At 31.9% G+C, this 23,705-nt stretch carries 20 protein-coding genes; 13 read left to right on the top strand and 7 right to left on the bottom strand.

All coding sequences use genetic code 11. From position 1 onward, the window contains the following. Window positions 1–4,840, bottom strand: a 4,840-nt coding sequence (locus tag F7018_RS02820) for a PKD domain-containing protein (protein ID WP_455431916.1), incomplete at its 3' end; no start/stop codon positions are given. Between the two features lie 417 nt (window positions 4,841–5,257). Next, on the bottom strand, window positions 5,258–5,845 hold the full coding sequence (locus tag F7018_RS02815) for a riboflavin synthase (RefSeq protein ID WP_150898453.1): 588 nt from the start codon (window positions 5,843–5,845) through the stop codon (window positions 5,258–5,260). Between the two features lie 62 nt (window positions 5,846–5,907). On the opposite strand from F7018_RS02815, the gene pdxA reads away from it, so the two are divergent. From pdxA to F7018_RS02765, 10 genes are all read left to right on the top strand, one after another. Next, the gene (gene pdxA / locus F7018_RS02810) at window positions 5,908–6,942 is read left to right on the top strand and encodes a 4-hydroxythreonine-4-phosphate dehydrogenase PdxA (RefSeq protein ID WP_150898452.1); all 1,035 of its coding nucleotides are present in this window, start codon (window positions 5,908–5,910) and stop codon (window positions 6,940–6,942) included. 74 nt (window positions 6,943–7,016) lie between these two features. Then, complete coding sequence (locus F7018_RS02805; RefSeq protein ID WP_150898451.1) at window positions 7,017–7,556, top strand: YceD family protein; 540 nt, start codon at window positions 7,017–7,019, stop codon at window positions 7,554–7,556. Between the two features lie 8 nt (window positions 7,557–7,564). After that, window positions 7,565–7,759, top strand: a complete 195-nt coding sequence (gene rpmF / locus F7018_RS02800; RefSeq protein WP_150898450.1) for a 50S ribosomal protein L32 — start codon at window positions 7,565–7,567, stop codon at window positions 7,757–7,759. Between the two features lie 149 nt (window positions 7,760–7,908). After that, complete coding sequence (locus F7018_RS02795; RefSeq protein ID WP_150898449.1) at window positions 7,909–8,904, top strand: beta-ketoacyl-ACP synthase III; 996 nt, start codon at window positions 7,909–7,911, stop codon at window positions 8,902–8,904. A gap of 26 nt (window positions 8,905–8,930) precedes the next feature. Continuing rightward, window positions 8,931–9,422 carry an acetyl-CoA carboxylase biotin carboxyl carrier protein gene (gene accB / locus F7018_RS02790; protein WP_150898448.1) on the top strand — a complete coding sequence of 164 codons (492 nt, stop codon included), beginning with the start codon at window positions 8,931–8,933 and terminating at the stop codon, window positions 9,420–9,422. A gap of 65 nt (window positions 9,423–9,487) precedes the next feature. Further along, the gene (gene accC, locus F7018_RS02785; RefSeq protein ID WP_150898447.1) at window positions 9,488–10,825 is read left to right on the top strand and encodes an acetyl-CoA carboxylase biotin carboxylase subunit; all 1,338 of its coding nucleotides are present in this window, start codon (window positions 9,488–9,490) and stop codon (window positions 10,823–10,825) included. Window positions 10,826–10,936: 111 nt separating this feature from the next. Next, window positions 10,937–11,797 (top strand): DUF2911 domain-containing protein, encoded by an 861-nt coding sequence (locus F7018_RS02780; protein ID WP_150898446.1) that lies wholly within the window; start codon window positions 10,937–10,939, stop codon window positions 11,795–11,797. Window positions 11,798–11,826: 29 nt separating this feature from the next. Beyond that, window positions 11,827–13,065 carry a 3-deoxy-D-manno-octulosonic acid transferase gene (locus F7018_RS02775; RefSeq protein ID WP_150898445.1) on the top strand — a complete coding sequence of 413 codons (1,239 nt, stop codon included), beginning with the start codon at window positions 11,827–11,829 and terminating at the stop codon, window positions 13,063–13,065. After that, complete coding sequence (locus F7018_RS02770; protein ID WP_150898444.1) at window positions 13,065–13,625, top strand: YeeE/YedE family protein; 561 nt, start codon at window positions 13,065–13,067, stop codon at window positions 13,623–13,625. The genes F7018_RS02775 and F7018_RS02770 overlap by 1 nt, the downstream gene beginning before the upstream one ends. Window position 13,626: 1 nt before the next feature. Then, window positions 13,627–14,040: a DUF6691 family protein gene (locus F7018_RS02765; RefSeq protein ID WP_150898443.1), complete on the top strand. Its 414-nt coding sequence runs from the start codon at window positions 13,627–13,629 to the stop codon at window positions 14,038–14,040. Here F7018_RS02765 and F7018_RS02760 read toward each other — a convergent pair. From F7018_RS02760 to ileS, 5 genes are all read right to left on the bottom strand, one after another. Further along, window positions 14,037–14,639, bottom strand: a complete 603-nt coding sequence (locus F7018_RS02760) for a DUF4230 domain-containing protein (protein WP_150898442.1) — start codon at window positions 14,637–14,639, stop codon at window positions 14,037–14,039. The two genes, F7018_RS02765 and F7018_RS02760, sit on opposite strands and share 4 nt — an antisense overlap. Before the next feature lie 53 nt (window positions 14,640–14,692). Continuing rightward, the gene (locus F7018_RS02755; protein ID WP_150898441.1) at window positions 14,693–15,274 is read right to left on the bottom strand and encodes a lipoprotein signal peptidase; all 582 of its coding nucleotides are present in this window, start codon (window positions 15,272–15,274) and stop codon (window positions 14,693–14,695) included. A 43-nt stretch (window positions 15,275–15,317) separates the two neighbouring features. Next, a complete protein-coding gene (locus F7018_RS02750; RefSeq protein WP_150898440.1) occupies window positions 15,318–15,899 on the bottom strand; it encodes a hypothetical protein in 582 nt (193 codons plus the stop codon). Window positions 15,900–16,013: 114 nt separating this feature from the next. Continuing rightward, window positions 16,014–16,391 (bottom strand): TraR/DksA family transcriptional regulator, encoded by a 378-nt coding sequence (locus F7018_RS02745; RefSeq protein WP_150898439.1) that lies wholly within the window; start codon window positions 16,389–16,391, stop codon window positions 16,014–16,016. Between the two features lie 4 nt (window positions 16,392–16,395). Continuing rightward, the gene (gene ileS / locus F7018_RS02740) at window positions 16,396–19,794 is read right to left on the bottom strand and encodes an isoleucine--tRNA ligase (protein ID WP_150898438.1); all 3,399 of its coding nucleotides are present in this window, start codon (window positions 19,792–19,794) and stop codon (window positions 16,396–16,398) included. A 200-nt stretch (window positions 19,795–19,994) separates the two neighbouring features. Here ileS and F7018_RS02735 point away from each other — a divergent pair, with 200 nt between their 5' ends. The 3 genes from F7018_RS02735 to F7018_RS02725 all read left to right on the top strand — a co-directional run bounded on the left by F7018_RS02735 (window position 19,995) and on the right by F7018_RS02725 (window position 23,664). Further along, entirely contained in the window at window positions 19,995–21,638 is a 1,644-nt protein-coding gene (locus F7018_RS02735; RefSeq protein ID WP_150898437.1) for a hypothetical protein, read from the top strand. 139 nt (window positions 21,639–21,777) lie between these two features. After that, the gene (locus F7018_RS02730) at window positions 21,778–22,500 is read left to right on the top strand and encodes a hypothetical protein (RefSeq protein ID WP_150898436.1); all 723 of its coding nucleotides are present in this window, start codon (window positions 21,778–21,780) and stop codon (window positions 22,498–22,500) included. A gap of 21 nt (window positions 22,501–22,521) precedes the next feature. Continuing rightward, entirely contained in the window at window positions 22,522–23,664 is a 1,143-nt protein-coding gene (locus tag F7018_RS02725) for a Kelch repeat-containing protein (protein ID WP_150898435.1), read from the top strand. Window positions 23,665–23,705 lie beyond the last annotated feature (41 nt).

Below are 23,705 nucleotides of genomic sequence, written 5' to 3'. Positions count from 1 at the left end.
TATCGATGGTTGGTAATGCATTTACTGTTACTGTTGATTTATTACTCGTAACACTCGTACAACCTGTTCCTGCATTACTTACTACCACTTGATAATATAAAGTTCCTTCTGAAGAAGTTACTGGACTATAACTCGCCGTTGTACCTCCTGTTCCACTGGTTACATCACTATAAGGTCCTGCTAAACTTGTTGCTAATTGCCATTGATAAGTTAAACTTCCTACGCCGCCTCTTGCCATCACACTTAAAGTCACTGCGCCGTCTTTACAAACAGTCGTACTTGCTGTTGGTTGAGTATCGATGGTTGGAACTTGGTTAACTATAACTGTTGATTTACTACTGGTAACACTGGCACATCCTGTTCCTGCATTACTCACTACTACTTGATAATATAAAGCTCCTTCGGTTGAAGTTACTGGACTATAATTGGCTGTTGTACCTCCTGTTCCACTGGTTACATCACTATAAGGTCCTGCTAAACTTGTTGCTGATTGCCATTGATAGCTTAGACTTCCTACGCCACCACTGACTACAACATTTAGAGTCACTGCACCATCTTTACAAACAGTCGTACTTGCTGCTGGCTGGGTATCGATTGAAAAAGCTTCATTAACAGTTATAGTTACTGATACTTTTGCACTCACACACACACCTACCGTGTTACTTACATAATACGTTTTTACTCCCGCTAAAACTGTACTTGGCACAGTAGAAGCAGACAAAACTGTTGTTGCATCTGAATCATACCATGTTAAAACACCTGAACCTGTAGCTCTCATTGATAAAGGATCAGCTGTTGTTCCCTCACAATAAACTCCATTAGTTACAACTGGCAACGGTGCTTGTGCTTGTTCTATTATTTCTTGTTCTGCACTTGTTACACTTCCACAGTTTTGCGAATCTGTCAAAACTATTTTATAAAATCCAGGTTGTAAACCTGTATAACTTCCATCATTATCCCCATCTGTTTGAGATGCATCTATAAAAACCCCTCCCGAACTAGTAGCATATAAGAGGTTATAAGAATAAGGAGCCACTCCCCCTGAACCTGTTGCTGATAAACTTCCATTATTAGCTCCCTGACAACTATTCACTGAACTTAAAGCCGATAATGTTGCTGTTATACTTTCAACAATAGTAATAGTTATATCATCTGTACTTGGAGTACATCCTCCACTACTTACTGTCCATCTTAATATTGCCGTATCACCTGCATTAGCATTTGTTAAAGTTAATGTTGATGTAGGACTATTAGGACTATCAAAAACAACATCTCCAGAAGACAATCCTGTACCACTTACAAAAGACCAGGTTCCTAATCCGCTCGTAGGAGCAGTTGCAGCTAATCTTGCATCCAATACACATAGATTCATTGCCGTTTGCCCTGCATCTGCCGTACTTGGTGCTTCATGAACTGTTATTGTTATTTCATCTAATTTTTGACAATCTCCACTACCAGTTGTCCATCTAAATATATAGATTCCTGGATTTGTTAAACCTGTAATAGTAGTTGTTTGAGCATTTGGATTAGAAATCCCTATACTTGCCGCAGAAGGTAAACCTGCAGAACTTGTAGCTTGACTAAGAGATTCTCGATAAGTCCAAGTACCTGAAACTTCAGCTGCAGTTACAGAAACCGAACTTGTTGGTAAACATAATGATTGATCTACCGTAGTTATACTTGCTGTATTAGTTAACGCATTATTAATTGTTACATCATCAGAAGAACCTACACATGAAGAACCTCCTGGGATTGTAAGTGTATAGGTAAATACATAATCATTACCTGGAATAATTGTAGCCTTAGCCATATTGGCATTAATTGCTACAGGTGTAGGGCTATCTGCACCTGTAGAACTTTGAAAACTCCAAGTACCAGTAGAACCTACAGTACCTTGTAATAACACTTCATTAGCAGCACACAAATCTTGATCATTTCCTGCATTTGCTGGAGCTACAACATTAATTGTTAAATCTGCACTACTTCCTAAATTACATGTTGGATCAGCACTTGGATAAAGAGGAGAACTAGTCCACTTATATTCATACGTTCCAGTTACCAAACCACTTATTGTAGCTGTTGGTGAATTTGCATCATTTATTGAAGGTGTATTCGGACCTGAAACCCAAACCCATTTTCCAACCCCTACAGTAACTGGGTTAGCATTTAATGTAGCAGTATTAGAACAAGAAGCTATTGTTGGTGCAGCTACACTTGCTACGGTTGGAGTATTTGTTATTGTAAAAACAACTTTATCATTCACAAAACAATCTGCTAACGAAACCCTCCATTCAAATTCATATTTTCCATCACTTAAGTTAGAAAACATTGCTGTAGGACTTGTTATATCTGTTACCGTCCAACCTGCGGGACCAAACGTTTGCACCCAAGTACCTCCTCCATTTGGATTTGCATCTGCCGCCATAGTTATCGTATTAGCTCCACAAATATCCTGATCTGCACCAGCTGAAGGCACAGAATTTAATAGTGATACGATTACAGTATCTTCAGTTATATTTAAAGGACAAGAGGTATTTGTTATCCTCCATTTAAACTCATAATTCCCTGGTATTAATCCTGTAATAGATGTAGACGCTGAATTAACATCTGAAAAACTTGCTGTATTAGGTCCAGAAACTTGAGTCCAAGTTCCCATTTCACCAGCAGTAATTGCTGTTGCGTTTAATGTCGTTGATGTGCCTGATGTTAAACAAATATCCGAACCTGCATTTGCTGTTGACGGACTTGTATTTCCTGTAGTTGATACAATAACTGAGTCGTTTATGCTTCCACAAGCATTTGATATTGTATACGTAAAGGTATAAACTGTTAAAGGGCTTAACCCCATAACTAATGTCTTAGGATCGGCATCATCCACAATAGTTACTCCTGCCGAAGGGCTAACAGTCCATCTTCCTGCTTCGTTAACTAACAAAGCTGGGCTTTGCATTTGATAACTTCCAGCACATACATTTACATCTGTACCTGCAAAATTTGCTGGATGAGATGGAGGTCCTGTAGATATAATCACTGAAACTTCATCTGAATCTAAAGGATCAATTGTACTTGTTGGACCGCTATTTATACTCCAACGAAACACATAAGCACCTGCTATAAGAGAAGACAACTCAGCATTTCTATCAAAAACATCTGATATTACCGCTGTATTAGGCCCACTAACCTGTGACCACATTCCTTCTCCTTGTACTGGTGTATTTCCTGCTAAGGTCGCTGTAGTTGTTGGTGTACATACATATATATCTGATCCTGCATTTGCATTCGTTGCTGGTCCAGAAATTTTCACTGTAATTTCATCAGCTGCATTCTCACATCCATTATTTACATCACCATTTGGTCGCCTAAGAACTCCTACAACATAAGTACCAATTTCTGTAAAAGTTAGCGTTAAATCTTTTCCAGATGATGAATTACCTGACGAGTTTGAACCTATCCCTACATAATTTGAAGTTGTAACTGGACCACTTAAGATTTTATATCTAGTATTAGAACCTGTATTATCTCTATTAATACCAAATTTTACGTCAACAGAACCAGAACTATCTAACGTTGCAAAGATACATTCCGAAGGAGTTCCATCATCAGTCAATTCAACAAACAACGGCTGTTTAATAAATTTAATTCGTACATCTTTGGTTTTAAAACAATCTGAATTATTATCTGGGCCTTTTACTGTGTATCTAAATGTATAATTAACAAGATTTGCGTTACCTCCAGCCGTTTGAGATAATCCTGTCACTAAGGTTGTAGGCGAATTTGGATTTACTATTGTTACTCCTCCTGGCCCTGATACTTGAGTCCATTCGACAGTTTCTCCCGTCTTTTTGGGCGGATTAGCTACCAATAAATATTCTGTAGTTGGATTTGTATCACTATGACAAATTCTTATTACATCATCATCTATCAAACTATCTGCACTCGTAACTGAACCTGTTGGAGATGGAACCGTAACTGATACAGTGCTTGTCCCTGAAGCACAAGGACCTGACACCGTCCAACGAAAAACATAGGTACCTTCTATTAAATCATTAACTTTTGTATCTCTTTTATTTACATTCCTAATTTTAGGACTATTAGGCCCACTAACCAATTCCCAAAGTCCTTCCTGCCCATTAAACCCGTTTCCTCCATACGAACCATCTAAAGTTACTGTTGTTGTTGCATCAAAACATGGTTTTAACACTTGATCTGCACCAGCAGACACCACTGGATTCCCTCCTATATTTGTTACTGTTATTCTGGAAACTCCATCACAAGTAGTATTATCCCCATCAGAAATTCTCCATTCTAAAATAGTAGCACCCGATGATTCTTGAGGCAAATTTATAGTAGATGTTGGAGAATTCGAATTGGTTATTGTTAATCCTGCTCCATTAGAACCAATTATAGTCCAAGTACCAGTATAGCCTACACTAGGAGTATTTGCTGCTAATGAATAAGTTCCAGGACAATTTGTTATATCAGTTCCAGCTATAGCTGTTGGACTGGGTTTTACAGTATAAACAACATCTTGAAAAGTTGAAAGATCATCAGTACATACAGCCGTCAATCTAAATTTATATGTATTTCCTCCTGTTGCACCAGTAATATTTGGTTGATAAGCTGTAGGATCACTTATTCCTACTGTTGGACCAGCTATCTGAGTCCATAAAATAGTTCCGGGTTTTATATTTGCATCTCCAGACCCATCTAGTTTAAACTCTGCTCCTTCACAAATTTCTCCTCCTGCACCTGCATTAATACTACAATTTTGTGACTGAACATTAAAGTAACTTATTAACAGGAAAATTCCCATTAAAAATTTAATGCTTTTGTTCTTCATAAAAGTTTATTGATAGTTATTATATTCTTGTAGATATAAGGATATAATATACCATAGATGCATATCTATTCTAACCCCAACTATATAATAGATAAATAAGATTACAACAATAATTTCATCTACGTATTAACCCCTATACATAGAAACAATTATGGATACTTAAACCCACAACAGTTAAAAAATTATTCTTGATTATAAAAAGTCTAGAAGTTTAATTTTTTCGAAGTATAACAAACTACTCTTAAATGAAGATACGTGATTTAAGGCTCTTTTTCTCATGATTCCGGGGGCGGTTTAAATTTAAAAACGACATAAATATAATATTTTAAATCATAAACTCCTATTAATCAATAAGAAAAGAAAAAACATCCTTGTGTTTTTAACCACATTATATACACAAGGAGTTATTTAGTATGATTACTGAAATTGCGTAAGTCTTGCTACATACTTACCAATAACATCAAATTCAAGATTAATTTCACTACCTATTCTAAGATTTTTAAAAGTAGTGTGTTCCAATGTATAAGGAATAATAGCAACACTAAATTCATCTTTTTTAGAATTCACTACTGTTAAACTTACTCCATTTATTGTTATTGAACCTTTTTCAATAGTAATATTATTTCCATCAAAATCGTAAGAAAAAGTAAAAACCGTACTCCCATCTTGATCTTGAATATTTTTACACACCCCTGTTTTATCAACATGACCTTGCACTATATGACCATCTAAACGAGCACCTAATTTCATTGCTCTCTCTAAGTTTACTTCATCACCACTCTTTAAACTACCAATATTAGTTTTATCAAGAGTCTCTTTAATAGCAGTAACTGTATATTCATTCCCTGAAATATTAACCACTGTTAAACAAACACCGTTGTGAGCAACACTTTGATCAATTTTTAATTCATTGGTAATATCACTTTCAATTGTGATATGTATATTTTCTTTATCTTTTTCTATACTTTTTACAGTTCCAAGAGTTTCAATTATTCCAGTAAACATTCTCTAAATTTTAGTTACTTTTGTTTGCATCAAAAATACAACTTTTACGCACGAAAGTAACTATGGATAATACAAACAAAATTATTGTTGGAATTTCAGTTGGAGATATAAATGGAATTGGTATCGAAATTATTTTAAAAACTTTCGAAGACAAACGTATGCTTGATTTTTGCACACCTGTTTTATTTGCTTCAAACAAGCTAATCTCTTACCACAAGAAAAACCTTAAACTGAATAATAGTATCCACAGTATTAATTCTATCGATAAAATTACTCATGGTAAGATAAACTTAGTAAATTCTTGGAAAGAAGAAGTAAAGATTGAGTTAGGTAAAACAACAAAAATTGGTGGTAAATTTGCACATAAATCGCTTAAAGCTGCAACTACTGCTTTAAAAAATGATGCTATTGATATTTTACTTACCGCTCCTATAAGTAAAGATAATATTCAGTCTGAAGAATTTAATTTTCCTGGGCATACAGAATATTTAGAAGAAAACTTAGAAGGTAAAAGTTTAATGATTTTAATGACCGATGAACTTCGTATAGGTTTAATAACTGGACACATTCCAATTTCTCAAGTTGCAGAAACCATAACTCCAGAATTAATAGAAGCTAAGGTTGATATTATGCACACCTCATTAAAACAAGATTTTAACATCAATAAACCTAAAATAGCTGTTTTAGGTTTAAATCCACATTGCGGTGACAAAGGAATTATAGGAAAAGAAGACGATGAAATTATCCGTCCAACTATAGCTAAAATTAAAGATGCTGGAAAATTAGTTTTCGGTCCTTATGCTGCCGATGGATTTTTTGGTTCAAAGACATACAAACAATTTGATGGAGTTTTAGCAATGTATCACGATCAAGGTTTAGCTCCTTTTAAAGCTTTATCTTTTGGTAATGGTGTAAATTTTACAGCTGGATTGAGTAAAGTTAGAACCTCACCTGATCACGGAACTGGGTTTGATATTGCAGGTAAAAATAAGGCTAATCCATCTTCATTCAAGGAAGCTTTATTTACCTCATTACAAATATTTAAGAACAGAAAACAGCATAAAGAACTCACAAAAAACACGCTGAAAGTAAAATAGTTTATTTTTTTTAGGTAAAATATAAAAGTAAAAACATTTTTTATATCTTTGCACGCTCAAATTGATCATTATAAATGAAAGACTTAAAAGAATTCAACATACCTTTTGTAGGTTTAAAAGAAGGGAGTCATTTGTTTGAATATCAAATTGACAACACGTTCTTTGATGCATTTCAGTTTGATGAATTTAACAATTCAAACATAGACGCTAATGTTATTTTCGTAAAGAAAAGTACTCTTTTTGAGCTTTCCTTTACTATTAAAGGAACTGTAAATGTTCCTTGTGACATTACAAATGAACCATTTGATTTAAAAATTGAGGGTAATTTAAACTTAGTTGTTAAGTTTGGACCTGAATTTGATGACGGACACGATGAAATTTTGATTCTTCCACATGAAGCTTATCAAATAAACATAGCTCAATATATATATGAGTTAGCAGTTTTATCTGTTCCAAGAAAAAGGATTCACCCGAATGTAATCGATGGATCTATGGAATCTGATGCATTAAAGAGATTAGAAGAATTAAGAATAAACGAAGAAAAACCTGTTGAGGAAGAAGAATCAACAGACCCTAGATGGGATAAATTAAAGGATTTACTAACAGATAAATAAAATATAAGATGGCACATCCAAAGAGAAAAATATCAAAAACTAGAAGAGATAAAAGAAGAACTCACTACAAGGCTTCTGTACCTCAAATAGCTGTTGATCCTACTACTGGAGAATCTCATTTATACCACAGAGCTCACTGGCACGAAGGAAAATTATACTACAGAGGTCAAGTAGTATTAGAAGGTGCAGCTGCTGAGGCTTAAAAATTAGTTAAAAAAATAAAAAACCCTCTTAAACAGAGGGTTTTTTGTGTTTTTAAATCAAAAATTAACGTTTTTGGTAATTTTTTCTATACAAAAGTGAAATAATTTTCATTTCTTTGAAAACTCGTTTTACGACAAAACAAACAACTATGACTAAAATAACTGCAGCTATCACAGCGGTAGGGAAATACCTTCCAGAATACGCTCTTACTAATAAAGAGTTGGAGACTATGGTAGACACCAATGATGAGTGGATTACTACCAGAACTGGAATTAAGGAAAGAAGGATTCTTAAAGGAGAAGGTCTAGGAACTTCTTTTATGGCCATAAAAGCTGCCGAGGATTTACTTCAAAAATCAAATATTAAACCTGAAGAAATAGACATGGTTATTGTTGCAACTGCAACTCCTGACCTACCTGTAGCTTCAACTGCTGCCTACACTGCTTCACAAATTGGAGCCGTAAATGCATTTTCATATGATTTACAAGCAGCTTGTTCAAGTTTCTTATATGGTATGTCTACAGCTTCTAGCTACATAGAAAGTGGTCGTTATAAAAAAGTTTTGCTTATTGGAGCAGATAAAATGTCTTCGATCATCGACTATACAGATAGAGCTACTTGTATTATTTTTGGTGATGGTGCTGGTGCAGCATTATTTGAGCCAAATGAAGAAGGTTTAGGTTTACAAGATGAATATTTAAGAAGTGACGGTATTGGTCGTGAATTCTTAAAAATTGAAGCTGGAGGTTCAATTTTACCTGCTACTGAAGACACTATAAAGAACAGAAAACATTTTGTTCATCAAGAAGGAAAAACAGTATTTAAATATGCTGTTTCTAACATGGCTGACGTATCTGAAAAAATGTTAACTAGAAATAACTTAACAAAAGATGATATTCAGTGGTTAGTTCCACATCAAGCAAATAAAAGAATCATTGAAGCTACAGCTAATAGAGTTGGGCTAGAAAGTGATAGAGTAATGATGAATATACATAAGTACGGAAATACAACATCTGCTACTTTACCGTTATTACTTGCAGATTATGAAAAAGAGTTGAAAAAAGGAGATAATTTAATTTTTGCTGCATTTGGTGGAGGCTTCACATGGGGAGCTATCTATTTAAAATGGGCATATAATTCATAAAAAACCAAACAACTAAAATTAGGAAAATGGATATTAAAGAAATTCAAAGTCTTATAAAGTTTGTAGCTAAATCTGGTGCAAGCGAAGTGAAGTTAGAAATGGAGGATATTAAAATCACCATTAAAACTGGAAGTGAAACTCCTGAAACTACAATTATTCAAGCAGCCCCACAAATAGCTGCGGCTCCTCAAATGGTAGCTCAAGCTCCTGTAGCACAGCCAGCAACTCCTGCTGCTGCTCCTGCAAATGATGCTCCTGCTGCTGAGGACGATTCAAAATACATTACAATCAAATCTCCAATTATTGGAACATTTTATAGAAAACCTTCTCCAGACAAGCCAAACTTTGCTGAAGTAGGAACTGAAGTAAAAGTTGGTGATACTGTTTGTATTATTGAGGCAATGAAATTATTTAACGAAATTGAATCTGAAGTTTCAGGTAAAATCGTTAAAATATTAGTAGATGATTCTTCTCCGGTAGAATTTGATCAACCATTATTTTTAGTAGATCCATCTTAATTAACATATAACTCTAAATAAGAAGTACCGTACTTTTTATTTAGAGTTTTTAAATTTTAGAACATATGTTTAAAAAGATATTAATCGCCAATAGAGGTGAGATTGCGCTACGCGTAATTAGAACCTGTAAAGAGATGGGAATTAAAACTGTGGCTGTTTATTCTAAAGCAGATGCAGAAAGTTTACACGTGAAGTTTGCTGACGAAGCTGTTTGTATTGGACCTGCTCCAAGTAACGAATCTTACTTAAAGATGGCAAACATTATAGCGGCAGCAGAAATTACAAATGCTGATGCAATACACCCAGGATATGGTTTCTTATCAGAAAACGCAAAATTCTCTAAATTATGTGAAGAGCACGAAATTAAGTTTATCGGTGCCTCTGCTGAGATGATTTCTAAAATGGGAGACAAAGCTACAGCGAAAGCAACTATGATTGCTGCTGGTGTACCTTGTATTCCTGGTTCTGATGGTATTATTCCTGACTATGAGACTTGCGAACAGTTAGCTAATGATGCTGGTTATCCAGTAATGTTAAAAGCTACTGCAGGTGGTGGTGGTAAAGGTATGCGTGCTGTTTGGAAACAAGAAGATTTAAAAGATGCATGGGATTCTGCTCGTATGGAAGCGAAGGCTGCCTTTGGAAACGATGGAATGTACATGGAGAAATTAATTGAAGAGCCTCGTCATATTGAAATTCAAATTGTTGGAGATTCTTATGGTAAAGCTTGTCACTTATCTGAAAGAGACTGTTCTGTACAGCGTCGTCACCAGAAATTAACTGAAGAGACACCTTCTCCATTCATGACAGATGAATTAAGAGAAGCAATGGGTAAAGCTGCTGTAAAAGCTGCTGAATATATTAAGTATGAAGGTGCTGGAACTGTAGAGTTCTTAGTAGACAAACATCGTAACTTCTACTTTATGGAAATGAATACTCGTATCCAAGTAGAACACCCAATTACAGAGGAAGTTGTTGATTACGATTTAATTCGTGAGCAAATTTTAGTAGCTGCAGGAGTACCAATCTCTGGTAAAAACTACTATCCTCAATTACACTCAATAGAATGTAGAATTAATGCTGAAGATCCTTTTAATGGATTTAGACCAGCTCCAGGAAAAATTACTTCATACCACGCACCAGGAGGTCATGGAGTACGTGTTGACACGCATGTATATGCTGGTTATATGATTCCACCGAACTATGATTCTATGATTTCTAAATTAATTGTTACTGCACAAACTCGTGAAGAAGCAATTAATAAAATGAAACGTGCATTAGATGAGTACGTAATTGAAGGAGTTAAAACTACTATTCCTTTCCATAGACAATTAATGGATCACCCAGATTATATTGCTGGTAATTATACCACAAAATTCATGGAGGATTTCGAAATGAAATAGATATAAAAATAAAAAGGTTAATGAATTTTCATTAGCCTTTTTTTATACCCTTAATTTTATTGTAATCTTCTAACGTTTTTCACGTCTATTTTTCAATAAAATAACTTAATCATGAAAAATAGCATTTTAACTTTATTTCTATTTCTTACTCTACATAGTTTTTCTCAAATTGAAAAACCTAGCTTAAGCCCTAAAATTATAACCAAACAACAAGTGGGCTTAGCCAATTTTACTCTTGAATATGGGCAACCAAGCCGAAATAATAGAGAAATCTTTGGAGCTTTAATTCCCTATAAAAAACTATGGAGAACAGGAGCCAATGCTTCTACAAAAATTACCGTAAGCAAAGAGGTATCATTTGCTAATCATAAAATACCAGCTGGAACTTATGGTTTATATACAATTCCAGACACAAAAGAATGGACCATTATTATTCATAAAAAAAGTAACTTATGGGGAGCTGGTGGCTATCAAAAAGCTAACGATTTAATTCGCTTTACTGTTCCTGTAATAAAAACTCAATGCCTTGTGGAAACTTTACAAATAGGTTTTGAAAAATTTACTGTAAATGGTGCTGACCTATTCATTACTTGGGAAAACTCAAAAGTTATTATTCCTGTCAATGTAGATTCTGATGCAATTATACAGAATCAAATAAATGAAAAGATAATCAATTCTGAAACTCCTGTAAAAGCTCAAACATATTTTGACGCTGCTCAATATTATTATTTAAAAAATAAAGATTTAGAAACTGCCTTTAAATGGTTTAGTAAAGCTGTTGAACTAAGACCTAGTGCTTTTTGGTATGTATATTACAAAGCTGAATTAGCTCATGTTTTAAAGAAAAACGATATAGCTAAAGAAGGAGCTACAAAATGTTTAAAGGCTGCTAAAGAAAGTAAATCGTCAGACTATGGCTATATCGCTAAATGTTCATTACTATTAAAAGCTATAAACCATAATAAAAAATAACTTTCTTTTTTATTTCATAGATTCGCAGTATGAATTTGCTCTATAACTTATTGCTTTTTAAAGCATCAATCATACTGCCTCTTATTGCCTTATTTAATAAAAAAATAAGGCTTTTTGTTAATGGTAGAAAAGAAACATTCAGTAAGCTTAACAGTATTAGCTCTTCTGATAAAGTTGTTTGGTTTCACGCTGCCTCATTAGGAGAATTTGAACAAGGTAGACCCATTATTGAAGAATTAAAAAAGCAATATGTAAACCATAAAATTGTTGTTACATTTTTTTCTCCTTCTGGTTATGAAATCAGAAAAAACTATAAACTTGCCGATGTAGTTTGTTATTTACCCCTTGATACAAAAGCTAACGTTAGGAAGTTTATCAATCAAGTACACCCAGAAATTGCTATTATTATTAAATATGAATTCTGGCCAAACCTATTATCTGAATTAAAAAAGCAAGAAATACACACTATTTTAATTTCTGGTATTTTTAGAAAGAAACAATCATTTTTTAAATGGTATGGTAGTTTTACAAGAAAAAAACTAAAAGCTTTCAATCACTTTTTTGTTCAAAATGAAATATCAAAACAATTATTATCTTCTATAAACCTTAACAATAGTACCATTGCTGGCGATACTCGTTTTGATAGAGTATACGATATACTAAAGCAAGACAATTCTATAGATTTTATTTCTGAATTTCAAAACAACCATTACACAGTAGTAGCAGGAAGTACATGGAAAGAGGATGAAAAGCTACTGGTAAACTATATTAATAACTTTGCTGATGATAGTGAAAAATTTATCATTGCGCCTCATAATATAAACGAAAAGCAAATTTTAGAATTACAAAAGTCTATTCATAAAAAATCTGTATTGTTTTCTAAAAAAGACAACTTAAATCTACCTGAATATCAAGTCTTTATTATTGATACTATTGGCCTCTTAACCAAAATCTATTCCTATGCGGATGTTGCTTATGTTGGTGGTGGTTTAGCTACTGGGCTTCACAATATTTTAGAACCTGCTACTTATGGTATTCCTGTAGTATTTGGTGGAAAAAAATACAAGAAATTCAATGAAGCCACTGACTTACTTGATTTGAAGAGTGTTACAATTGTTACAAACAATGAAGATTTTTCTAGTATTTTTACCACGTTAAAGAATGATAAAAAACTAAGGGAGCAAATGGGGAACACGAATCATAAATACATTAAAGACAATATTGGAGCTACAAAAGCCATTTTAAATTATATTAAAAACATATTATAATGGATATTTTATTTCAACCATGGGCATGGTATGTCTCTGGCCCTTTAATTGCTTTAGTTCTTTTTTTCTTTTTCTATTTTGGTAAAAACTTTGGTATATCTACTAACTTAGAAACGATGTGTACCATTGCAGGTGCAGGAAAGATATCTGATTACTTTAAAAAAGATTGGAAAGAGCGTGATTGGGCACTTGTTTTTATTGTTGGATTAATTATCGGAGGATATGTCGCTGTAAATTATTTATCTACTACGACTACTATTGATTTGAATCCAGATACTGTAAAAGATTTATCCGATTTAGGTTTTTCTAACGCTGGTAATTCTTTTGTTCCTAATGAAATCTTTAGCATTGAAAGCATGCTTACTTTAAAAGGTTTTATAATATTACTTGTTGCTGGTATTTTTATTGGTTTTGGTACTCGATACGCTGGAGGTTGTACTTCTGGTCATGCAATAACAGGTTTGAGTAGTTTACAATTACCATCGTTAATTGCTGTAATTGGTTTTTTTATTGGTGGTTTATTAATGACATGGATTTTATTTCCTTTAATTTTTGGATAAGATGAAGAATTTAAAATTTTTATTACTCGGTGTTTTCTTCGGAATTGTTTTAACCAAATCTGAAGCTATTTCATGGTATAGAATTTATGAAATGTTTAAATTCCAATCTTTCCATATGTATGGAATTATAGGTTCTGCTGTAGGAATTTCTTTAATTTTAATGCACTTCTTTAAAAAAGGGACTATCAAAGATTACTTAGGGAATCAAATTACGGTAAAAGAAAAGAAAAAAGGTTTTATTAGAACTATAATTGGCGGTACTATTTTTGGTTTAGGATGGGCTTTAGCAGGAGCTTGCCCCGCTCCAATTTTTGTATTAATTGGCCATGGAATATTACCAATTTTAATAGTTCTTATTGGTGCTATGTTGGGTGCTTTTATTTATGGGCTATTAAGTAACAAACTTCCTAACTAATCTTTAATTAAAATAGCTTCTCTTATTTTAGAATTGGTATTATCTATTACCTCCCAATTATATATTTGAGATAGCTGATATAATTTAGATAATTCTTCAAATAAGCGTGTTTTAGCTTCTTTTTGTAAGTTAGATACCGTTATGGTTGATTTTATATTTTCGATTGATTTATCAGTGAGTTTATTCAACTCAGCTTTTGAAAAAGTATTAAACTTACTTTGTTGTAAATCGAAATACTTTATATCTGGAGATATTACTATTTCTTCTTCAGGAATTTTATTGATAATTATTTGTTTTGCAATACTATCTATTTGAATATCTAATTTAGATAAATCATAGCCTACTTCAACTTTAGCATTGACAGATAACATTGCTTTTTTTTCGAAGGATAAATAATTATAAAAGTATTTTTTTGTGTCTGTATAACTGTACATTTCAGAAAAATTCCCTTCTGAAACTACTAATTTGCTTAAGTTTTGAATTCCGTTTAAAACTACTTTTATTTCTTCTTGTTGATGTTTCTCTTCTTTTCTTTCATACCAAAATTTAGCAATAAGAAAGCCTAATAAAAAAACAGCAATGTACTTTAAGAGACGCATAGATTTTATTTTCTATAAATATAGAAAATCTGTAATAAGTATAATTTTAAAAACTAAGCTTCTTTTTCTTCTTTAGGAAATGCTTGTTTGTTAAATAAGAATAATAATGCTACTCCAATGGTTATCCAAGAATCAGCTCCATTGAATATTGCATTGAAAAAAGTAAAATTTTCTCCCTCATAAATCGGGAAATACAACATATCTACAACTTTTCCATAAAATAACTCTCCGTAAGGTTTATCTGAAAACAATGTTGCTACATTATGATATGATGAATCAAAAATTATTCCATAGAAAACAGAATCGATAATATTACCTACGGCTCCTGCTAAAATTAATGATATGGCTACTACTACTGCAGTATGTGCTTGTCTTTTTATAGTTTGCCATAACCAGTAAATAATTCCTGATACCGCAACAACTCTAAACAGTGTTAAAAATAATTTTCCTGCTTTTCCTCCAAACTCAAAACCCCAAGCCATACCGTTATTCTCTGTAAAATGTATTTTAAACCAATCGCTAAACACAACTACTTCTTCTCCTAATTGGAAATGAGTTTTTACATATATTTTACTAATCTGGTCAATTAATATTGCCAAAATTACGGTAAGTATTGCTATATTTTTTTTAGACATTTTGAGAATTTAATAGCAACAAAAATAAGAAAAGTATTGGTTTTTATTCTCTTATTAGAATAACATTAGCATTTATAGATTTTACTTTAAAATTAGGGCTAGAATTTACCTTCTTTTCATAAAATTTATTATTCATTTTTTTATTGTTTAAAGTAAACTTTCCGTTAGTAGTTTCTATATCTAAACTTATGTTTTTGTTTAATTCTGCATAAACATTTCCTAAGAATAGTTTTACCAAAACATCTCCTTGTACTTCGTTTAATTTTACATTTCCTTTTTCTATAAAAATAGACAAATCTCCTTTGTAGCTTTTTGATGTTACTCCAACACTCTTACCGTAAACAATAACTTTTTTGTTTTTTGGAACTCTTATAACCGCACTGGCTCTTTCTATACGCTTCGTTATATATTTCCTAAAAACTCCATTATCAAAGGCTTTAAAATTTAATTTAAATCTAATTTTAACTTCTTCTCTATCTTCTTCTATCAGGATTGCATGTGAATTTGGATTTTCATCTAATAGGACTACCTCTAATTTATCTTCTAAAGAATTATCTATAATAACATCATCCAACCCATCAGTAATAATTTCTATTACCTCTGCTTGTATATTTTTCTGTTTCATTAACTTTTCCTGTGAAAAAATTAAAAAGCTTGAAAATATGAAAATGTATATTAAAAAGTTTCTCATATAAAAAAAGCCTCTTTTATAGAGGCTTTATATATTATTTATATTTTTTTATTGTTTACGTTTAGCTTCTATGCTTAAAGTTGCATGAGGAACTAATTTTAAACGTTCTTTTTGAATTAATTTACCTGTAACTCTACAAACTCCGTATGTTTTATTTTCAATACGAATTAATGCATTTTTTAAATCACGAATAAATTTTTCTTGACGAATGGCTAATTGCATATTTGCTTCTTTTGCCATTGTATCAGATCCTTCTTCAAACGACTTGAATGTTGGTGAAGTATCTTCAGTTCCGTTGTCGGCTCCATTTTTATATGAATCCTGTAATAGTCTTAAATCTTCTTCAGCGTGTTCTATTTTCTTTAAAATGATTTCTTTAAATTCTTGTAGATCACCGTCAGAGTATCTTACTTTAATATCATCCATAACGCTATATTTTTTCTATTAACATTTTACTTTTGATGGCATCGAATTCAATATCCGTACCAGTCTTTAAATCATCAACAAAAACTAACGTATCTGTTAATGTTTCAGCTTTTATATAGTTTTCATTTGCTATAACCGAATTCTCTAAATCGGCAGCTTGTAAAATTGTTAACTTTATTTTATCAGTTACATCTAAACCGGTCTCTTTACGTGCGTTTTGAATTCTATTAATTAATTCTCTTGCAACTCCTTCTTTACGTAAATCATCATTAATTGTAACATCTAAAGCTACGGTTAAACCTTCAGCATTTGCTACCAACCAACCTTCGATATCTTTGGATGAAATCTCTACATCAGCGGTTTCTAAATTAATGATTTTATCATTAATTTCAATGGAAATACTCCCTTCTTTTTCAATTTTAATTATTTCTTCTTGACCAAATTTTTGTATCTCACTAGAAATCAACTTCATATCTTTCCCGAACTTAGGTCCTAAGGCTTTAAAGTTTGGTTTAATTTGCTTAACTAAAATACCTGAAGCATCGTCTAATAGCTCTATTTCCTTAACATTTACCTCAGATTTAATTAAATCTGCTACAGCTAAAATTTCTTCCCTTTGAGTTTCTCCCAATACAGGAATCATTATTTTTTGTAATGGCTGACGTACTTTGATTTTTTCTTTAGCTCTTAACGATAAAACTAATGAAGAAATAGTTTGTGCATTTTCCATTTTACGCTCTAACGATTTATCAACTAAATCTGCATTGTATTTTGGAAACTCTGCTAAATGTACACTTTCAAAACCTTCCGTTCCTGTGGCCTTAATTAAATCTTTATATAATTTATCCATAAAGAAAGGTGCTACTGGCGATCCAAGTTTAGCTACCGTAATCATACAAGTATATAACGTTTGATATGCTGAAATTTTATCTTGAGCATATTCTCCTTTCCAAAAACGCCTTCTACATAAACGAACATACCAGTTACTTAAGTAATCTTGAACAAAATCAGAAATTGCTCTTGTTGCTTTTGTTGGTTCATACTCTGCATAGAATTTATCTACTTTTTGAACCAATGTATTTAACTCTGATAAAATCCAACGATCAATCTCTGGTCTATCTTGTATTGCTATCTCTTCTTCACTGTAGGTGAAATTATCAATATTAGCATATAAACTAAAGAATGAATAAGTATTATACAATGTTCCGAAAAACTTTCTGCTAACCTCTGTAATTCCGTCTAAATCGAACTTTAAGTTATCCCATGGATTCGCATTTGATATCATGTACCAACGAGTAGCATCTGGACCATATTGATCTAATGTTTCAAATGGATCAACTCCATTTCCTAAACGTTTAGACATTTTTTGTCCATTCTTATCTAGTACTAATCCATTTGACACAACATTTTTATATGCTTTATCATCAAAAACCATAGTAGCTATTGCATGAAGTGTATAGAACCAACCTCTAGTTTGATCTACTCCTTCAGCAATAAAATCGGCTGTTTTCCAACCTTCTTCTACTAATTCTTTATTTTCAAATGGGTAGTGCCATTGTGCATACGGCATAGAACCAGAATCAAACCAAACATCAATTAAGTCTGATTCACGTTTCATAGGCTCACCGCTATCTGAAACTAATGTAATTTTATCAACTACATTTTTATGTAAATCTACTTTGTCATAATTTTCTTCAGACATATCTCCTGATACGAAATCAGCAAAAATATCCTCAGTCATTACACCAGCTTCTACAGAACGCTGCATTTCTTCTTTCAACTCAGCTATAGAACCTATAATTTTCGCTTCTTTTCCATCTTCTGTTCTCCAAACTGGTAATGGAATTCCCCAAAAACGTGAACGCGATAAGTTCCAATCGTTTGCATTCTTTAACCAATTACCGAAACGACCTGTTCCTGTTGCTTCTGGTTTCCAGTTAATTTCTTCATTTAAAGAATACATACGTTCTTTTACATCAGTTACTTTGATAAACCAAGAGTCTAACGGGTAATATAAAATTGGCTTATCTGTTCTCCAACAATGTGGGTAACTATGTACATATTTTTCTACTTTAAAAGCTTTATTTTCTTCTTTTAATTTGATTGCTATTTGTACATCCACAGATTTTTCTGGAGCTTCTCCTTCAGCATAATACTCATTCTTAACATACATTCCTGCAAACTCTCCCATATCTCTTGTAAATTTCCCTTGTAAATCTACTAATGGTACTAAATTATCGTTTGCATCTTTTACCAACATTGGTGGTACTCCAGCATCTTTTGCTACCAAAGCATCGTCTGCACCAAATGTAGGTGCAGTATGTACAATACCTGTACCGTCTTCTGTAGTTACAAAATCTCCAGGAATAACTCTAAATGCCTGCTCTGGTGTTTCATAAGGTAACGCATACGGCAATAATTGCTCGTATTTAATTCCTACTAAGTCTGCTCCTTTACATTCCGCTACAACGCAATAAGGTATTTGTTTATCACCTGCATTATAAGAAGCTAAATCTGCTTCATTTTCAACCGCTTTAAACTTTTTACCTGCAAATTGTTTTCCTACTAATGGCTTTCCAAGTATTACTTGAATTGGCTCGAATGTATATTGATTAAATGTTTTAACTAATACATAATCTATTTTTGGACCAACTGTTAAAGCTGTATTACTTGGTAAAGTCCATGGAGTTGTAGTCCATGCAAGGATATGGATATCTCCTCTGTTTTCTAAAAAACTTGGTAAAGTTTCATTAACTGCTTTAAACTGTGCTACAACTGTAGTATCTGTAACATCTTGATAAGCTCCTGGTTGATTTACCTCATGTGAACTTAATCCAGTTCCTGCTTTTGGTGAATATGGTTGAATTGTGTACCCTTTGTACATCAAGTCTTTGTTGTATATCTGTTTTAACAACCACCATACTGTTTCCATATATTTAGGTTTATAGGTTACATATGGATCTTCCATATCTACCCAATAACCCATTTTTTCTGTTAAGTTATTCCAGATATCTGTATACTTCATTACAGCTTTTTTACAAGCAACGTTGTATTCTTCTACTGTAATTTTAGTACCAATATCTTCTTTAGTAATTCCAAGTTCTTTTTCTACTCCTAACTCAACTGGTAATCCATGAGTATCCCATCCAGCTTTACGTTTAACTTGAAATCCTTTTAATGTTTTATAGCGGCAAAAAATATCTTTAATGGTACGTCCCATTGCATGGTGAATCCCTGGTAAACCATTTGCAGAAGGTGGTCCTTCAAAAAATATGAACGGTTTGTTGTCATCACGTGTAGTTATACTTTTTTCAAAAATGTTGTTTTCCTTCCAATAATTAAGGATTTCTTCAGCAACATTTGGCAAATTAAGCCCTTTGTATTCAGTAAACTTCGTACTCATTTTTTTATAATATTAATTGAATGTGCGAAATTACGTATTTTCTTGTAATTGTTGGGGTTGCCTTATAAAAAATGTATACTAATTTTAAGCTTTTTGACGTTATTATTTATTTTCAAACATCTCGCACTTTTTAAGCTTATACTGTATTTATTACTGCTATTTATATTGATTACTTATTTTTGATTTTTAAATACTTATTTATGAAGTATATTTTTACTTATTGTTTACTGTCTTTTATCGTCTTTGAAAGCAATGCTCAATCAAAGGAAACAATTCCTTTATACAATAGATTGAGAGCTTTTAGTGCTGATATTGACAAAGATGAAATTGACAAACAATTAAAAAACTTACATACACTCCCTAAAGATAAACTTGCTGATTTTTATGTTGCTCTTGCCAATTATCAATATGCAATTTATAGAGATCATGAAAATGCTAATAAACATTTTTATTTTGCGTTAGAACAACCTATTATTTCTGACTATACCAAAGCTGATGCTTTAAATGGAATAGGGACCATATATAGTGGTTTTTTTCATCATGACTTAGCCATAAAAAACTTTAAAAAATCTTTAGAAATTGTTTTAAACAAATATCCAGATTCTATAGATGATATTAATAGTTTGTATAACAATATTGGTCATTCTTATTCAAACGAAAACCATAAAGACAGTGCTCAATATTACTTTAAAAAAGGAATACAACTTGGATTAGAAAAAAACTCTCCAGCTATGGGCTGTTATTTTAATATGGGGTTTGCACACTCCAATCCTGATTCTGCTTATTATTATACTAAAAAAGCTCTTGATGCTAGTATCCAATTAAAAAAAGATTACCTACTTACCTTTTGCTATATAAATCTAGGAGCCAATGAAATTAGTAGAGGTAATTTAATAAAAGCTGATAGTTTACTTAATTTATCTGAAAAAAACGCTCTGAAGTTTAAACAAACAAAATTTATTAATGAAATTAAAGTACAACGTGCTCGTATTTTAATAAGTCAAGATTTTAATAACGAAGGAATTAATTTATTAAAAAAGGTAATTCCTTATTTTGAAAATTTAAACGATTTTCTTCAACTTGAAACAATTTATATATGGCTAGAAAAAGCGTATATAAACAACAAACAGTTTGAAAAGGCACATTGGGCTTTAAGAAAATACAATAAGAACATAGCCGATAAAGAGAATAGTAAAAAACTTAAAAAAGATCAGGGAATTGCTATTTATAAAAACCTAGAAAAAAAATTACAATCGGAAAATATTAAAAGCTCTGCTCAGAAAAGATTTTACTTAATTATTATTTTATTGCTTTTAGTCTTTTTTAGCTTCGCTATTTATCTATTCTTGAAATATAAAAAGCGACAACATTTAAAAAACAGCAAACTATATTCAAAAGTAGGTTCTTTAAGAGATGAAAATATTCAAAATCATCAGCAACTATTATTTAAAAATTTATTAGTTGATGAAAAACAAACTTTTTTAAAACAGCTTGCTTCTGATGTAAAAACTCATGCGAATAATGCAGCAAAAGACAAAAATGCTTTTTTAGATATTTATAAAAAAATTCAACAAAATATTAAAGATTCTATTGGTAATGAATTTGAATATCACTTCGAAAAAGTACATCCTAATTTTTATAAATCTTTGAGTAAAGAAGGGTATAAATTAACCAAAAATGAAATGAGATTGGCTGCTTTAATTAAACTAAATTTTAGTACAAAAGAAATTTCAGAGATTACAAAACAATCTGTAAACACCATAAATGTTGCTAAAAGTAGATTGAAAACAAAATTATCTTTAGACAAAAACACTTCTCTATACAGTTTCATTCAAAAACACTAATAAACAATAACATACATTAAAATGTAATGCTTTTGTAACATACAAGGCTACAGGAATAAACTCTATGTAAGCCCTTACAACAACTATTTTTTTTAAGTCTACTCTAATTTTGCTTCCTGAATTTAAAAGCAATGTTTTTATGAAGCTAAACATAGTTGTTTCTCTTTTTTTAATAGGTAGTTTCTTTTCTTGTTCTACTCCTAATATTGTTGTTTCTTCTAGTTTAAAAAACAACACATCAATTTATGAAGTTACTGGTAGAGAAGGGTGGCAATTCAATCAAATAATAAGCTTTGGTAACTTCAAAACATCTAAAATAAAGAGAGGTTGGAACCTAGGTTATAACATTCCATTTAAAATTCATTTCAAAGGAGCTAAAGAAAAACTAAGTTTTATTCAAAACACCACTAACGAAAAAGCTCAAGTTAATTGTATTGGTAAATTTAAAAGTACTGAATACAATTTAATTGAAGATTTTTTTGCTATTGAATTATCCTATAAAAACTATTTTGCAGGTTCTATTTGTATAGATTCTTCTAAAAACAACTGGAATTTCATTTTACATGAACCTGATGGAAATTCTTTGAAAAATAGCACTTTTGGTTTTATTAAAAATTCAAAAAACAAACAGCAAATTATAATTAAACCTGTAAAAAAAATAGAGGGACAAGCTAACTGGATTCAAATAGATAATCATGGCTTCGAATTCTTATACAACGGTACATCAATAGCTGCTGTTTCTTTACTTAATAATGGACGTGTTTGGATTAAAAACGATCTAAGCAACGAGCTACAAACTGTAATTTCTAGTGTTGCTTCTGCCTTATTGGTAAGACATAACTTAGAAGAAAGCTTAAACTAAAAAACATAAATACATTATCATATGAATAGTAAAATAATATTTCCCTTATTATTGTGTGTTAGCCTTTTAATAGGATGTTCAGAAGACACCATTGTTAAAAACAATACCTCAGCATCGGTTAACACCCCTTATGTAAATCTTAATCTTAGTAGTACTTTAATCAGTTCTACCTTGCCTGCTAGAAATGGTGCTGAAATAATAACTTTTAAAGGAGAATATTGGTTCATGGGAGGAGAAGAACCATTTCTACGTTCAAACAACACTTACTTTAATGATATATGGAAAAGTAATGATGGGGTTAATTGGACTAAAGTTATTGATAATGCTCCATGGCAAGGTCGTTCTGATTTTAATCTTTTAACTTTTAATAATAAATTATGGATTATTGGCGGAAAAAATAACAATAACGACATTACAGAATGGCTAAATGATATTTGGCAAAGTGATGATGGTATTAATTGGACACAGGTTGCTAAACATGGTCCATGGGAAACCAGAGAAAGCATGTCTGTATCTGTTCACAACAACAAAATGTACTTAATTGGCGGACATTCTTTAACCAACTGGCATTTATATCAAGACATTTGGGAATCTAGTAATGGAAAAAACTGGACTAAAGTAGGCAGCATTAGTGACGCTTTATTAGGTACCGAATCTTCTAGGCAAGGAATTCAAGAACATACCATTATTAAATTAAACAATGAATATTACTTAATTGCTGGACAATTAGCTTCTATATTCACTGCTCATACACGCGTTTTAAAAAGTAAAGATATGATTAACTGGTCTGTAGCTACTATAAATACGCCTTGGAAAAATTATAAATACAATAATTTGGGAGATCTTCGCCCTTTTATTTACAAAGGAAATTTAGTCGTTGTTGTAAACACAGGTTTAATTAAAATAGCCAATACTGGAGATGTTAAAAAAGACTATTTACCTGCCAAACAATTGATTTACTCTTCTAAAGATGGCGTTAACTGGGAAGAAAAAGCAGAGCTTGATAAATTACCAAATGTAAATGGACAACTTTCATTACACATGCTTAAACCTAGAGTTTTACATGTTAATAATGAAATTTATCTATATGGTTCTTATCGTGCTTCTATAGTAAACAAAAAATTAGATACAGAAACTCATATCTATAAAATAACTAATAATTAATTTACCAAAGCCCCCTTAAGTAAATTAAGTAATTCTATTTT

It is taken from the genome of Tenacibaculum aiptasiae, assembly GCF_008806755.1.
Classification (GTDB): Bacteria; Bacteroidota; Bacteroidia; order Flavobacteriales; family Flavobacteriaceae; genus Polaribacter; species Polaribacter aiptasiae.
Note: the sequence above shows the minus strand (reverse complement) of the source record. Positions and strands in the feature narration are given on the sequence as shown.

Bases quoted from the DNA above. Each gene is read 5' to 3' on its own strand.
- F7018_RS02815 (WP_150898453.1), bottom strand. From the start codon at position 5,845: ATGTTTACTGGAATAATTGAAACTCTTGGAACTGTAAAAAGTATAGAA.
- pdxA (WP_150898452.1), top strand. From the start codon at position 5,908: ATGGATAATACAAACAAAATTATTGTTGGAATTTCAGTTGGAGATATA.
- F7018_RS02805 (WP_150898451.1), top strand. From the start codon at position 7,017: ATGAAAGACTTAAAAGAATTCAACATACCTTTTGTAGGTTTAAAAGAA.
- rpmF (WP_150898450.1), top strand. From the start codon at position 7,565: ATGGCACATCCAAAGAGAAAAATATCAAAAACTAGAAGAGATAAAAGA.
- F7018_RS02795 (WP_150898449.1), top strand. From the start codon at position 7,909: ATGACTAAAATAACTGCAGCTATCACAGCGGTAGGGAAATACCTTCCA.
- accB (WP_150898448.1), top strand. From the start codon at position 8,931: ATGGATATTAAAGAAATTCAAAGTCTTATAAAGTTTGTAGCTAAATCT.
- accC (WP_150898447.1), top strand. From the start codon at position 9,488: ATGTTTAAAAAGATATTAATCGCCAATAGAGGTGAGATTGCGCTACGC.
- F7018_RS02780 (WP_150898446.1), top strand. From the start codon at position 10,937: ATGAAAAATAGCATTTTAACTTTATTTCTATTTCTTACTCTACATAGT.
- F7018_RS02775 (WP_150898445.1), top strand. From the start codon at position 11,827: ATGAATTTGCTCTATAACTTATTGCTTTTTAAAGCATCAATCATACTG.
- F7018_RS02770 (WP_150898444.1), top strand. From the start codon at position 13,065: ATGGATATTTTATTTCAACCATGGGCATGGTATGTCTCTGGCCCTTTA.
- F7018_RS02765 (WP_150898443.1), top strand. From the start codon at position 13,627: ATGAAGAATTTAAAATTTTTATTACTCGGTGTTTTCTTCGGAATTGTT.
- F7018_RS02760 (WP_150898442.1), bottom strand. From the start codon at position 14,639: ATGCGTCTCTTAAAGTACATTGCTGTTTTTTTATTAGGCTTTCTTATT.
- F7018_RS02755 (WP_150898441.1), bottom strand. From the start codon at position 15,274: ATGTCTAAAAAAAATATAGCAATACTTACCGTAATTTTGGCAATATTA.
- F7018_RS02750 (WP_150898440.1), bottom strand. From the start codon at position 15,899: ATGAAACAGAAAAATATACAAGCAGAGGTAATAGAAATTATTACTGAT.
- F7018_RS02745 (WP_150898439.1), bottom strand. From the start codon at position 16,391: ATGGATGATATTAAAGTAAGATACTCTGACGGTGATCTACAAGAATTT.
- ileS (WP_150898438.1), bottom strand. From the start codon at position 19,794: ATGAGTACGAAGTTTACTGAATACAAAGGGCTTAATTTGCCAAATGTT.
- F7018_RS02735 (WP_150898437.1), top strand. From the start codon at position 19,995: ATGAAGTATATTTTTACTTATTGTTTACTGTCTTTTATCGTCTTTGAA.
- F7018_RS02730 (WP_150898436.1), top strand. From the start codon at position 21,778: ATGAAGCTAAACATAGTTGTTTCTCTTTTTTTAATAGGTAGTTTCTTT.
- F7018_RS02725 (WP_150898435.1), top strand. From the start codon at position 22,522: ATGAATAGTAAAATAATATTTCCCTTATTATTGTGTGTTAGCCTTTTA.